11 protein-coding genes and 1 pseudogene are annotated in these 13,204 nt (G+C 43.7%); 3 read left to right on the plus strand and 9 right to left on the minus strand.

From position 1 onward, the window contains the following. Positions 1-107: 107 nt before the first annotated feature. Positions 108-2,786 (minus strand): hybrid sensor histidine kinase/response regulator, encoded by a 2,679-nt coding sequence (locus tag GVO62_RS03500; RefSeq protein WP_159117758.1) that lies wholly within the window; start codon positions 2,784-2,786, stop codon positions 108-110. Positions 2,787-2,839: 53 nt separating this feature from the next. Beyond that, on the minus strand, positions 2,840-4,123 hold the full coding sequence (locus GVO62_RS03505; RefSeq protein ID WP_159117759.1) for an ABC transporter substrate-binding protein: 1,284 nt from the start codon (positions 4,121-4,123) through the stop codon (positions 2,840-2,842). 96 nt (positions 4,124-4,219) lie between these two features. Between GVO62_RS03505 and GVO62_RS03510 the strand changes: the two genes are divergently transcribed. Both GVO62_RS03510 and GVO62_RS19660 read left to right on the plus strand, forming a co-directional pair. Further along, positions 4,220-4,504 (plus strand): hypothetical protein, encoded by a 285-nt coding sequence (locus tag GVO62_RS03510; protein WP_159117760.1) that lies wholly within the window; start codon positions 4,220-4,222, stop codon positions 4,502-4,504. Further along, positions 4,484-4,570, plus strand: a pseudogene (locus tag GVO62_RS19660) (methyl-accepting chemotaxis protein); the annotation flags it as partial. The gene GVO62_RS03510 and the pseudogene GVO62_RS19660, both read left to right, overlap by 21 nt. A 49-nt stretch (positions 4,571-4,619) precedes the next feature. On the opposite strand, the gene GVO62_RS03515 reads toward GVO62_RS19660, so the two are convergent. The 3 genes from GVO62_RS03515 to GVO62_RS03525 form a co-directional block, all read right to left on the minus strand. Continuing rightward, positions 4,620-5,435, minus strand: a complete 816-nt coding sequence (locus tag GVO62_RS03515) for a choice-of-anchor H family protein (protein ID WP_159117761.1) — start codon at positions 5,433-5,435, stop codon at positions 4,620-4,622. 109 nt (positions 5,436-5,544) lie between these two features. After that, entirely contained in the window at positions 5,545-5,943 is a 399-nt protein-coding gene (gene rraB / locus GVO62_RS03520; RefSeq protein WP_120961983.1) for a ribonuclease E inhibitor RraB, read from the minus strand. Positions 5,944-5,975: 32 nt separating this feature from the next. Beyond that, on the minus strand, positions 5,976-6,701 hold the full coding sequence (locus GVO62_RS03525) for a 1-acylglycerol-3-phosphate O-acyltransferase (RefSeq protein ID WP_159117762.1): 726 nt from the start codon (positions 6,699-6,701) through the stop codon (positions 5,976-5,978). A gap of 194 nt (positions 6,702-6,895) precedes the next feature. Here GVO62_RS03525 and GVO62_RS03530 point away from each other — a divergent pair, with 194 nt between their 5' ends. Beyond that, positions 6,896-8,035, plus strand: a complete 1,140-nt coding sequence (locus tag GVO62_RS03530; RefSeq protein WP_159117763.1) for an HD-GYP domain-containing protein — start codon at positions 6,896-6,898, stop codon at positions 8,033-8,035. A gap of 133 nt (positions 8,036-8,168) precedes the next feature. Here GVO62_RS03530 and glnG read toward each other — a convergent pair whose 3' ends face one another. The 4 genes from glnG to glnA form a co-directional block, all read right to left on the minus strand. After that, a complete protein-coding gene (gene glnG / locus GVO62_RS03535) occupies positions 8,169-9,578 on the minus strand; it encodes a nitrogen regulation protein NR(I) (protein WP_159117764.1) in 1,410 nt (469 codons plus the stop codon). Further along, on the minus strand, positions 9,568-10,653 hold the full coding sequence (gene glnL, locus GVO62_RS03540; RefSeq protein ID WP_105929451.1) for a nitrogen regulation protein NR(II): 1,086 nt from the start codon (positions 10,651-10,653) through the stop codon (positions 9,568-9,570). The genes glnG and glnL overlap by 11 nt, the downstream gene beginning before the upstream one ends. 130 nt (positions 10,654-10,783) lie before the next feature. Next, on the minus strand, positions 10,784-11,413 hold the full coding sequence (locus GVO62_RS03545) for a DUF4124 domain-containing protein (RefSeq protein WP_236547055.1): 630 nt from the start codon (positions 11,411-11,413) through the stop codon (positions 10,784-10,786). A gap of 235 nt (positions 11,414-11,648) precedes the next feature. After that, entirely contained in the window at positions 11,649-13,058 is a 1,410-nt protein-coding gene (gene glnA / locus GVO62_RS03550; protein WP_120961975.1) for a glutamate--ammonia ligase, read from the minus strand. Between the last annotated feature and the right edge of the window lie 146 nt (positions 13,059-13,204).

The raw sequence follows: 13,204 nt of genomic DNA on the forward strand, positions 1-13,204 counted from the left end.
CGAAAATACTTCAGCTTTAACTGGCTAATGAAGTAGATAAATAAAAGGGTTACCTCACATTTGAGGTAATCCTTTTTTTATTTGATGAAGCTGATAATCAAATAAAGTTAACCATCTAATCGTTTGCCTAAGTATTGTTTAAGCATAGCAACAAGCGCCTTTTGCTTAATGGGCTTGGTAAGATAGTCATTCATACCGGCATCAAGTGCCCCTTGTCTATCTTCCTTCATCGCATTTGCCGAAAGGCCAATAATAGGTACACCGGTAAAACCTTTCTCACGAAGTATCCTTGTTGCTTCATAACCATCCATAACGGGCATTTGAACATCCATTAATACGAGGTCATATTGCGGTGCATTTTCCACTTTTTGTACAGCCTGTTTTCCGTCTTCTGCGATATCGAAAGTAAGCCCAAGATTTGTCAGCATCTCGCCTGTTACGAGTTGATTGATATTATTGTCTTCCACCAACAGCACGTGGCCTTCAAGCACAGTATTTATGGTTTCATGATCAAACTTCGTATTGTCATTTCTGGCGTCTTTCGAGATCACTTGATTTATAAAACGATCGAACTGCGCTGGCGTAAACGGATGCATAATTGACGGTCCGTCCCACAGCGAATCGTATTTTGATTGAAGCGCAGTACCCGCTGTCTCGAACACCAGACCTACCGACTTGCCTGTTTCGTGTAAACTTTTTAGCCAAGTAAGGTTTTCTCTAAAGGTAGTGAAATTTTGTACGTCAAAAATAATGAATTCGGGAAGGTCGGATATTTGTTTCGCTTCCTCAATCGATAAATGTCGCTGTTCCAAGAGCTGAATTTGATGACAATAGGCCAATGGCAGCAAGGGCGCTTGAGTAATATAAAGGCTATCTAAAGGAAGCTGAGGGGTTTGAGCCAAGACGCCTGCCTGGTTTTTAAACGCTTTCAAAGGCAGCTCAATTTTAAATGTACTGCCTTTACCTATTGTAGACGTCGCATCTAGGCGCCCCTGCATAAGTTCTGTGAGCTGGCTTACAATAGCGAGTCCCAAGCCAGTACCGCCATATTTCCTGTTCGTCGACCCATCGGCTTGAGTGAATGGTTTGAAAATTCTATCCAGTTGAGATGGACTCATGCCTATGCCTGAATCTGTAACTTCCATTATGAGGTTAAGCACATTTCCTTTTTCATTTAATGTGCCGTTAAACACTATGTCAACATGACCTTGCTCGGTGAACTTAACGGCGTTATTACCAATATTCATAATGATTTGGGCTATACGCAATGGGTCGCCAATAACCTGCGGGGGAAGCGAAGGGTTAACTGTAAAGTGAACGGATAAGTTCTTTTCCTTGGCGCGTAGTGCAATAACTGCTATCAAGTTATCGAACAGTGAATGCAAGGAGAAACTTACTTCTTCTATTTTTAACTTGCCAGCTTCTATCTTTGAAAAGTCGAGTATATCGTTTATCACGCTTATTAAAATTTGGCCTGAATACGCTGCTTTATCCAAGTATCCTCTTACCGTATTTGAAAGCGTTTGCTGTTGAGCAAGTTCTATCAGACCAATAATGCCATTCATCGGAGTACGGATTTCGTGACTCATATTGGCTAAAAACATACTTTTAGACGCAGTTGCCTGCTCTGCTTTTATCTTCGACTCTGTTAAAGCACTGTTTAAACCCTCCAGCTGCGTATTCATGTTACGCGCTTCATGTAAAAGCTTTTCAGTTTGGCGATTCTTATCGCTAAATACCAGCGCTGCTTTTGCTAATTTACCAATCTCATCTTTGCGATTACTGCCGGGAATATTAGCGATTTGAACGCCTTTAGAAAGCTTGTTAAAGACCAAAGTAATGGAACGGATAGGACCAAGAATACGAAAGGTAGAAAAGAGCGCTGCTGACAGTGCGAGAAGTATCGCTATAAGGGAGAATACCTCACCGTTTTGCTGAGTATGCTTGGCTATTTGATACGTTCTTTGTGTGGCAACTTCAGAATTCGCGGTGACTTGCTTAGCTAGCTCACCACTTAGGTAAAGAAATTCGTTGGCTGAGCCTGCCATGACCACATTGACGAGAAATAAATTGCCTTGAATGAGCTGAGTCAGTTTAAAGAAGTCGCCCTTTAGTTTAGCCGTGAGTGACTTTATTCTTTGTTGAAGGCGCTCGTTTTCCGAAAAGTTGAGACTCTTTAAGGAATCGGCTGCTTTGTTAAATGATTGAATAAACCTCATATCAGGCTTCATTAGATACTTTAGCATTGCGTTTTCAGCACGAATTAGAAGAGTTTTCGCTTCTTCCACCGAAACAACGGAAACTTCGCCTTTTGCTAGGGCTTCATCTAACAATGTGTTGAAAAAAGTAATATCTGAAAGTGTGCCTTGGGCTATTAAATTGTCTCTCTCGGAGCGGGCATTGACGACCTGTGAGAAGTTCTCCTGATAAGCATTTAGGTGTTCTCTCATCCTCGAAAGAATATACCTGTCGCCCTCTTTGCTTCCAGATTGCTCCGCAGCGTCTAGCGTGTCTAATTTGCTGTTTATTGTTACCATCAGCCTGCTGAAGCGTGTGATCGCAGACTTACTGGCGTTTTCTTTAAAAATAAGTACGTTTCTTTGTAGGTCTACAACATCACGCTCTAACTCTTTAACAATGCCGACATTGATAACTGCGTTAGCTGCTGATGAAACTCCTTTACTCAAAACATCCTGATTTTTACGAGCAATAAAGCTCTGTGCCAGAATCAAAGTGATTAGCGCAAGAAAAACGGTGATAAGCTGTATGCGAATTGACGATAACATTTGAACTTACAGAACCCTATTCCATTTTATTAGTGATACTTCTTCCAGAGAGATCATGCGGTAATGAATTCGTACCACTTTTGTAAGCTATATTCATACGTAGGCATAACTGTGTTCCAAACTGCGACGTTACTCAAACGGGTTTCATAACTGCCGCCATTGCGCTGTGCGCCGGCTTTAACACTTATCTTTCCGTCGGTTCCCTTCAACGGCTCTGATGCTACTTTTCCTTCGTACCAATAATCCCATTCGGGCTTCGATAAATAGGAAGCCGAGCGCTGAGGATTAGAAATATAGTATCCCTGTCTAGCGATAAATGCGCCAGGCCAGCCAGATAACCACCAGTTCATGTACTCGTATGCGACGTCTTTCGCTCGTCCTTGTGTAGCGGAAGATAAACACATTACGCCGTGCCAGCCACGGTAACCTTCTTTCGGCGCAGCAAATTTCACAGGAATATCTTGACCATTAAGTGCTGATACAGCGGGCGAGAACATGCTTTCAATAGACACTCTGCCACTTTTCATAAACTCAACCGATTCAGGGACTGATGTCCAAAATCCGTTGAAATGATTTAATTGCGTTAACTCTATAAGAAGGTTGAATAAGTCATCCAGCTCGTATTCAGTAATGGCACCAATATCTTCAAATTGTATAAAGCCTTTGGCCTGTGCGGCAAGCGCTAGGTCAAACAAACCAATCGTTGGATCATTCACGATACCCACTCTACCTGAATATCGAGAGTCTAATAACCATCCCCAGCTTTCTTCTTCACTTTGGAGTTCCACAGGAAGTTTCGTTGTGTCATAGCCAAAAGAGTCAACGTTGTGTACGTAGGGTAAGAAGCTAATTCCATCTGTATGCTTTTCGCCCAAGGATCCGTTGCCTTGAACATGAAGGATTTTATGCGGTGCATCGCCTGCTCCCTCTCTTGCATTTCCCGTGAGTTTACCGGTCTTGGTAAGGTTATTTATTTCTTCCCAATATAGCAGACGCTTTTTTTCTATTGGCTGAATAGCTTGAGCTCGCCACAGTACGTTGATGCTGTTAGACCACTGCTCATAGAGATCGAATGAATTTGGGAGCATCGATGCCTTCTGAAGAACTCTAGCACTGCCGCCGGGTTCAAATGCTATGTTTATGCCCAAGTCTTCCATCGCCCGCTGTCGTATATCTTCTTGGAGCGTTACGTGGGTACCCATTACACGAAGTGTGGGTTTAGGCTTTCCAATAGCAAAAGGAGTCACGCCCGCAGTCAAACCGAAAGCCAGTCCACCCTTTAACAGGGTTCGTCGTGTTGGCGAGGACTTTTGGTTTTTATTATATTTTGCAGGCATATACGCGCGTCCAAAACAAACGGTAACTTAGTTTTATTCTGGCATCGATTGTACAGAAGTACCAAACAATGTTGCGCTTCTGCCAAAAATAAATATATGAATGTGAGTGAAACTCAGCTTCAATTGGCCGAAATTGAAGAGGTATCAGCCGCGTTAAGTCAAATGTCAAAGGCCACTGAAGAAGTATCTCACAACGCTGTACAAACATCAGACAAAACTAAAAGCTGTAACGAGCTTGCAAGCGCAGGTAATCAGATAGTACAAAAAACCGTGGATGATATTCATAGCTTAGGTGAAAGTATAGAAGAGACATCTACTAAAATTTCTGAGCTAAATGAAAAAAGTGAACTCATTAATACCGTACTTACAGTAATCAAATGAATAGCGGAGCAAATAAACCTATTGGCGCTGAATGCTGGCATCGAGGCTGCGAGAGCAGGCGATAAAAAGCTGCAATAATTTGCAGCCTTATCAGTTTGCACGCTGTGTACTCAATCTATCTTTGGCTTCTTACCGACAATCTGCGTATGAATGCTACTCCACCTAGCATAACGAGCGTGAGAAAAGTCCATGTGCCACCGTGCTCTTCAACGACCACAACTGTCTCTTCTTCGACGTGCTCGTAGTTTTCACTTTCAAGAGGAACATACGCAAGAGCGCTATCATCGTAGGCATCTGTGTAAGCGACTAGCATTTCTGTATCTGCGTCATAAAGCTCTAGTAAAATATCGTAATCACCCGGAGCGTACCCAGATAAAAGATTACTTTCAATTGTAAACGTGTCCGTGGAATCTTCTGAATAGATGTAAAAGTCAGACGTCACATGAATAGCTTCATAAACATCGTTTCTACCTAGGTATAAAACTGCATAAACAGGGGCGCGTGTAAAAATAGTATCGGCGTCGAACTCGATTGAAAAAGTAGAGTGATAGCCATCGTAGTCAATATCTTGCTCTAACGATACCCAGCTTTCGTAAATCCAAAATTCATTAATACTGCTAACGACAATGTCGCTAAAAGACTTATTGATGCCCAAATGTTGCGTGTGTTTTCCAGTTTCAAGAATATTCGCGTCTTGATGAAGAGCGCCATCCGAAGACTGAATTTCATCGCGTTGGCTATTTACAGTATCTGTGGTCTTCGATTCAAGCGACGCCGATGGAACAAAGGGCTTGTCGTAGCGATACTCTTTAGACTCAACGGCTTTTAACGGCGAGTCTGATTCAATTGTTGCATGCGCAGGCGCAGTGAAATTCAATTGCACTGCGGTAAAAGCGGAATATGTGGCAAGTGCGAGTAGTAATTTTTTCATCTGTCCATCCTTTTCCAATCGATAATGACAGTGTCATTGTTGATGGAAAAAGATGAACAAAAGCTGAAGGAGAACTTAACGTGCTTATTTAAAAAACTAAGTGCAAGGCTTAGTCATCGAATTGATATTCGTCTTCTTCGTAATCGCCTTCTTCACGGGGTTCAAAGTACGTACCCCATCCATCGTACGTTACGTCGTGTTTGTCAGCGATTTTTAGCAGTGCGTCAGAATCTGCATTGAGTTTTTCAATATCCAGTTTCCTTTCAACTATAGCGTCGAAGCAGAAAATTGTTTCACCGTCATCTAGCATCAATTCCTCTGCATCCGTAACTTCAAAACCGGCTTTAAATGCATCTACGGCGGCTTTTTCTAACACATCGAAGTCTGTACTGGCGAAGTGGTGCTCAATGGTATAGTCGGCGTCTGCTTGGCTGCCGTCTTCTAAAAGGGCATCAATGGTTTCTTGATTAAACTCGTACCACTCTTCTCTTTCATCGAACTGGGTCATAATAAACACTCGTTAGCAATTTTGACGCAAGTTTACCTGCTTTTTTCTAGTTCAGCGACCTGAGTATTGAGCGTATCGAATTTTTGTTTCATTTCATTATTGAAATGTACCATCCACTCTTTGATTGAATGCGCTTCAGTAAGGGGGACGGGAGCAGAAATATCAATGAGCACTATGCCATTGTCCCAACGGTTCCATTTCACTTTGTTGTGCAGGTTACTAGCTGTAACCATGACCACGGGCTCATTGGTCGTTTTAGCTAAACGAAATGCTCCCTGCTTAAAAGGTAGAATACCTCTGCCGTAACTTCTGGTGCCTTCAGGAAATAGCCATACTGACGTCTTCTTTTTTGCAATACGGTGTGCGGCAATATCTAGCGTATTTCGGGCTTTACCCGAGTTTTTTCTATCAATCATGATGTTCCCAGATAGCCAGTATATTTGGCCGAAGATAGGGATCCACTTTAGGCTTTTTTTACCAATTGTGACCACGCCAGGAAGGGCAGCTTTACAAATCGTAATCACGTCAAAGCTATTTTGATGATTGGCTATAAATACATAAGGTTCATTAATTTTAACCGCTGGGTCCTTTCTAATGATGAGTTTCAGGCCCACAATTTTCGCCATGAGAGAATATAAGCTGCCCGCTGCATGAACGTTATCTTTGTGAAAAGGGCGCACAATACAAATAATCAACAACACAACGTTGATAAACAAAAAGGCGATAAAAAGTGCTGGAATGCGGAATAAAGCGATCAAAACAACTCCTAGATTCTATTGACGCGCGCAGTATAGATGAAGTTTCAGCGTACACTTGTCCGATGAGTTTTTACAGCGCAAATCTTTTTATTTAAAAAAGTCCTTATCTTTATCACCTTTAGTATGAGGAAATTTTGCCGATACCCAATTACAATAAGAAGAAGCGCAATCGAATCTAACTCGGTAACCAGTATATGCAAACATTCACTCCAGACGACCTCGAAGAAGATATTCTCGCTGACCTAATGGAGGAAATTAACGAACTCTATGAATCTAGTGAGCAAACTCTGATTGAATTAGAGCTTCGTCCTGAAGACAACGAGTTGCAGCGCGCTTTGTTTCGCTCTATTCATACAATCAAAGGCGATTTGGGCTTAGTTAACTTCTCACCTATGATCCCGCTTTTGCAGCACGTAGAAGACTTGCTAGATTATTTACGCAAAGGGCAGGTGGCTTACACAAGCACAATGAGTGATTTGGTATTGCTGACAATGGACAGGGTTAAAGCGTTTGTAGAAAGCGTAATGGCCAATGGTAGTGCTGAGTACGATGACAATCTTCATAACCAGCTAGTTTTGGCAATAAGCCGGGTGACACCTGAAAATTCATCTGATCATGAGAAGCGTCTAACAGAAGCTGTACTATTACTAAATCCGGCTCTAGATAGAGTGATTGACGATAACGAGCAATCCAATGCTCAAAATAAGCCGGTCACCCTTGCGGCAACGGGAATACCAAAAGACATTAGTAGCGAAAAAAAGCAGGATATTCTGTTTTTCCGAGATCTAATGCAGTCTATAGAGCGCCGTTCAGATTACTGGGCTGGGCGTGGTGATCGGGTCGCAAAACTTGCTATGTACATTAATGACGTGGCCGAAAATCCTATTGACGAGGACCAGCTTGCCGTTGCCAGTTACGTTCACGATTTCGGTATGGCATTTATGCCTCTAAAGCTACTCCATAAAGGAGATGCTCTTAGCGATAACGAGTTTAATCTTATGCGCTCTCACGTATATAAGAGTGCGCGTTTGTTAGAGCATTTAGACCAGTGGGATATGGCGCGCAAAATTGTGATGCAGCATCACGAGCGTACTGATGGAACCGGTTATCCACTCGGGCTTAAAGAAGACGATATTTGTGAAGGCGCAAAGTTACTCGCTATAGTGGATACCTATGACGCCATGACTCATCCCAGAGCTCACAATGAAGATAAGGTGTTATCAAAAAAAGAGGCGGTGATTGAAATTAACCGCAGCGCCAAAGGCCAGTTCAGCATGAAATGGGTGAGAATTTTCAACCAGGCAATGACGGCGCTTTTGACCAAAGGACATTAACAACCTGCAGTCTTTTTGGGTGAGCTTTTAATAGAAGGCTAAAAGCTATTCAAAAATGATTGGCAAGTCAGACAAATAAAAATAGCAGGCCTGCGTCTGCTATTTTTGAGGTTTGCCTAACTCAACCAGATAATTAGTTTACACCGAGTTCTTTGAGCTTTCTTGTTAACGTGTTGCGGCCCCAACCTAAACGCTTAGCAGCATCTTGCTTATGGCCGTGTGTGTGATGCAGTGCTCGCTCAAGCATAACGCGCTCAAACGTCAGCATCGCGTCGTTAAGAATATTGTGATGACCGTCACGAAGTTGCTTATCCGTCCAGCTAGCCAACAAATCTGGCCACTCCCCCGATTCTGTGCTCGGTTTCTCTATCGCGTTGTCATTATGGATCTCTGGTGGTAAATCGCTAGGCAGAACTTCTTGACCACTTGCCATCACAGTAAGCCATCGGCACACGTTTTCTAATTGTCTGACGTTACCTGGCCATGATAGCTGCGACATGACGCGTTCAGCTTCTTTAGAAATACTCTTAGCTTCTACATCCAGCTCCTTTGCCGCACGACGTAAGAAGTGTCGCGTTAGCAGGGGAATGTCTTCTCTGCGTTCACTAAGAGAGGGGAGATGTACGCGAATTACGTTTAAGCGGTGGAACAAATCTTCCCTAAATTTTCCTTCAGCAACACGCTGTTCTAAATTTTGGTGGGTTGCTGCAATAATGCGTACGTCCACACTCACCGATTGATGACCGCCAACGCGATAAAACTGGCCATCAGCAAGTACACGCAACAGTCGAGTTTGCACATCTAACGGCATGTCACCAATTTCATCTAAGAATAGCGTACCGCCGTCAGCTTGTTCAAAGCGACCTTGGCGAGCTGCTTGTGCACCAGTGAATGCACCTTTTTCATGTCCGAATAATTCAGACTCTACAAGGTCAGCGGGAATAGCAGCCATGTTCAGCGCAATAAAGGGTTTACTTGCTCTAGGGCTGTGCCTGTGAAGCGCATGTGCAACCAGCTCTTTACCTGTGCCAGATTGTCCGTTAATGAGCACGCTGATTGAAGAGCGTGAGAGGCGGCCAATGGCGCGAAACACTTCCTGCATAGCAGGGGCTTCGCCGATGATCTCGGTCACCACATCTTCAGGCTGTGCTTTTGATACGTTTGATTGTTCCCGAGAGTGGGCAAGTGCCCGCTGGGTTAATGTAACCGCTTCGTCTATGTCGAAAGGTTTTGGTAAATATTCAAACGCACCCTTTTGATAAGCGTTTACAGCGCTATCAAGATCAGAATGCGCTGTCATGATTATAACGGGAAGCATAGGGTGCGAAGAATGCACTTCGTTCAATAAAGTCATGCCGTCCATTTGTGGCATTCTAATATCTGAAATGATGACTTCAGGGGCTTGGCCGCTTTGAAGTTGAAGTAATAAATCTTCAGGGTTTTCAAAACTTAAACAGCTTATTTCAGCTGCCTGTAAGGCCTTTTGCAGCACCCAACGAATAGAACTGTCGTCATCGACAATCCACACAGACTCATTCGTCATCGTCTGTCTCCTTACGATCGATTGGTAGATAAATTACGAACTCAGTGTGACCAGGGTAGCTGTCTACATCTATTTTGCCGCCGTGGTGGTTGATTAGGGTCTGTGATATTGACAAACCCAGCCCAGAGCCATTCTGTTTACTTGTGACCATGGGGTAGAAAAGTGTGTCTTTAATTTCCGGCGGAATGCCCGGTCCGTTATCAATAATCTTTATTTTTGCCACTAGCGCATAACGTTTTGTTTGAATCGTCATCTGGCGCTCTATGCGTGTTACTAATTTTATTTCTGGATTAGGCGTTTCGCTTTCTGTTAGCGCCTGAACACTGTTGCGAACAATATTGAGCACCGCTTGCTGGATCATATCTGGATCGAGCATCAGTGGCGGTATACTCGGATCATAATCGCGAACAATGGCAATAGGACTATCGGAGTCAAATCGCATAAGGCTGCGGATTTTTTCAAGGGCCTGATGCACGTTGCTTTCTTCGAATCGTGGCAGTGAATTGGGCCCTAGTAGACGGTCAACCAAGTTGCGAAGACGATCAGATTGCTCAATGATCATGCTGGTAAATTCTTTGTGCTCGTCGTTTAGCTCTTTTTCTAAAAGCTGTGCTGCGCCGCGAATGCCGCCAAGTGGGTTCTTAATTTCGTGAGCAAGGCCACGCACTAGTTCTCGGGCAGCATAATGCTGTGCGTTTTGCAGTGTTTCTCGCGTTATGCGCTTTTGCTGATCAATTTTTTTAACTTCAAATAGCAGGCGTGGGCCGTCTTCAAAGTGCAAATTCGTTACAGTCAAATCAGCAGATACGTAGCGGTTATCTCTAAACGCCAATTTAATTTCATTCTCGGTGAAATCTTCACCTTTCCTTATAGCGGCTTTAAGGCGGGTGGTCTCTATTGTGCCCGGTAGAAAGAAGTCTTGAAGTGGGTGTCCGATAAGCTGTTTTAACCCAGTTTCAAACAAAGCTTCACCCGCATGGTTGGCATAAACAATCGTAAGTTTATTGTCTACCATCACCAATGCGGTGTTTAAGCTATTGATTAGCTGTTGTGTTTCTAACTCGGTGGAATGCATCCGAGCTCGTCTCCTTTGCACCATGTTCGTGCATTGTAGCTTGCAATGATGCGGTGCGCGAATAAAGAACTCAGCAATAAATATTCACTGAACCTCTGTGGTGCGCTTGCATAACAATGGTTGCACGCTATTAGTTATTAATTAACGCCGATGCCTGATGAAGGTAAAGGGTTTGAACTGGAGACGATGCAAGAGTCTTGCCCGTATTGTTAGTTAGTTCAACTTTGTAGGTGTGTGCCCCACGATGGATACCAGATAACTTAAAAACGCCGGAATTATTGCTAGCAATTGGGGCATCATCAAGAATTAACCGATAGATAGGTGCTTTAGGTGCACCAGTTTGAGTCGCTGAAATGGTAATTTCACCTAAATTATTTCGGATTGTCGCCTCAGGTGCTGGAGATTTGATTACTACGCGGTATTTCGGCTTTGGTGCATCGGGCTTGAGTGGTGGTGGCGGGGGAACTTTCGCAGCGGTAACTACGTTCTGTGTTTTTTCATCAAACGCTAATGGCTCTGCATTTTTTTGCGGCTTATCGGTGTAAGTAACAGATCCATCTTTTCCAACTACTTTATAGATTGTTGTAGAAGAAGAGGTTCCAGCGACGGGTGCATTGACGCCTTCAGCTGAGTCGTTCATTTGTGCATCTTGCTGCGTACTTTTTTGTTCATTATCTTGACTTATCGCAGTGGCCTTTAAAGGAAGCAGCCCATAGCTAGCCAGCGTCAGCAGAGATAGTAAGCAGATATTTCGCGTCATGTTTTGCACGTGTTGTTACCTAATCAATGAATTGTTGGGCTGCCTGTTAATTACCTTTGGCCGATCACTTAATTGGTCTGGCTAGATATGACTAAAGCAAGCGCATACTAAATTCTGCCAAAAAGGGGGCTCTATTAGTACTTTTTACCGAAACCACATAACCATAGTAGATAATTAGCGCGCATAAAAAAAGCCCGCAAAGCGGGCTTTAGTATATATCGCTATACAGGTGTGATTACACGCTGTAGTACATATCAAACTCAACTGGGTGAGTTGTCATGTTAAGTTTGGTTACTTCTTCAGACTTAAGGTCGATGTATGCATCGATCATGTCGTCTGACATAACGCCGCCGGCTTTAAGGAAGTCACGGTCGTTATCAAGCGCTTCAAGCGCCATTTCTAGCGAGCTTGCAACTGTTGGGATTTCCGCTGCTTCTTCTGCAGGTAGGTCATACAAATCTTTATCCATTGCATCGCCAGGGTGGATCTTGTTCTTAATTCCATCAAGACCAGCCATAAGCATTGCAGTGAACGCTAGGTATGGGTTAGCTGTTGGGTCAGGGAAGCGAACTTCGATACGACGCGCTTTATCACTAGTTACGTGTGGAATACGAATAGACGCTGAGCGGTTACGTGCTGAGTAAGCAAGCATTACCGGCGCTTCGAAGCCAGGAACTAGACGCTTGTATGAGTTAGTCGACGCGTTTGCAAATGCGTTGATTGCACGCGCGTGCTTAATGATACCGCCAATGTAGTAAAGTGCTTCTTCAGAAAGACCTGCGTACTTGTCACCCGCGAAGATGTTCACGCCATCTTTAGAGATAGACTGGTGGCAGTGCATACCAGAACCGTTATCGCCAACAAGTGGCTTAGGCATAAAGGTAGCAGTTTGGCCGTATGCATGTGCAACGTTGTGAACTACATACTTGTAAACTTGAATTTCATCAGCTTTCTTAACTAGCGTGTTGAATTGGCATGCAATTTCGTTTTGGCCAGCTGTTGCTACTTCGTGGTGGTGCGCTTCGATTACAAGGCCCATTTCTTCCATTACTAAGCACATAGCTGCACGGATGTCGTGCGCAGAATCTACTGGTGGTACTGGGAAGTAACCGCCTTTAACGCCTGGGCGGTGTGCCATGTTGCCGCCTTCGAATTCTTCACCTGAATTCCATTTGGCTTCTGCAGAATCGATCTTATAGAAAGAACCCGCCATGTCTGTGTGGAAGCGAACGTCGTCGAAAAGGAAAAACTCTGGCTCAGGACCGAAGAATACAGTGTCACCAATGCCTGTTGACTTTAGGTACTCTTCTGCGCGACGAGCAACTGAACGAGGATCGCGCTCATAACCTTCCATAGTAGAAGGCTCAACGATGTCACAACGAATGTTTACTTGTGTTTCTTCAGCAAACGGGTCTACAACACAGCTGTCCGCATCTGGAAGAAGAACCATGTCTGATTCATTGATGCCTTTCCAGCCAGCGATTGAAGAACCGTCGAACATTTTACCTTCTTCGAAAAACTCTTCATCAACTAGGCCCGCAGGGATAGATACGTGTTGTTCTTTACCTTTTGTATCGGTAAAACGTAAATCTACAAACTTCGCTTCACTTTCTTTAATAAGCTCTAATGCCTTATCAATCGACATCGTGTCCTCCAGGTTTAATGTAAAAAATGCGGGATGATCAGCTTCACCCCAACAGTGAAAAAAGTGAAAGCGATTATCATGCCATCTATATGCATGCCGATTTCTGTGGCATAGCGGGGCACCTATCACTTCCTTTTAAGTTGAAA

The sequence above is a fragment of the Alteromonas sp. KUL150 genome (assembly GCF_009811475.1).
Classification (GTDB): domain Bacteria; phylum Pseudomonadota; class Gammaproteobacteria; order Enterobacterales; family Alteromonadaceae; genus Alteromonas; species Alteromonas gracilis.

Bases quoted from the DNA above. Each gene is read 5' to 3' on its own strand.
- GVO62_RS03500 (WP_159117758.1), bottom strand. From the start codon at position 2,786: ATGTTATCGTCAATTCGCATACAGCTTATCACCGTTTTTCTTGCGCTA.
- GVO62_RS03505 (WP_159117759.1), bottom strand. From the start codon at position 4,123: ATGCCTGCAAAATATAATAAAAACCAAAAGTCCTCGCCAACACGACGA.
- GVO62_RS03510 (WP_159117760.1), top strand. From the start codon at position 4,220: ATGAATGTGAGTGAAACTCAGCTTCAATTGGCCGAAATTGAAGAGGTA.
- GVO62_RS03515 (WP_159117761.1), bottom strand. From the start codon at position 5,435: ATGAAAAAATTACTACTCGCACTTGCCACATATTCCGCTTTTACCGCA.
- rraB (WP_120961983.1), bottom strand. From the start codon at position 5,943: ATGACCCAGTTCGATGAAAGAGAAGAGTGGTACGAGTTTAATCAAGAA.
- GVO62_RS03530 (WP_159117763.1), top strand. From the start codon at position 6,896: ATGCAAACATTCACTCCAGACGACCTCGAAGAAGATATTCTCGCTGAC.
- glnG (WP_159117764.1), bottom strand. From the start codon at position 9,578: ATGACGAATGAGTCTGTGTGGATTGTCGATGACGACAGTTCTATTCGT.
- glnL (WP_105929451.1), bottom strand. From the start codon at position 10,653: ATGCATTCCACCGAGTTAGAAACACAACAGCTAATCAATAGCTTAAAC.
- GVO62_RS03545 (WP_236547055.1), bottom strand. From the start codon at position 11,413: ATGACGCGAAATATCTGCTTACTATCTCTGCTGACGCTGGCTAGCTAT.
- glnA (WP_120961975.1), bottom strand. From the start codon at position 13,058: ATGTCGATTGATAAGGCATTAGAGCTTATTAAAGAAAGTGAAGCGAAG.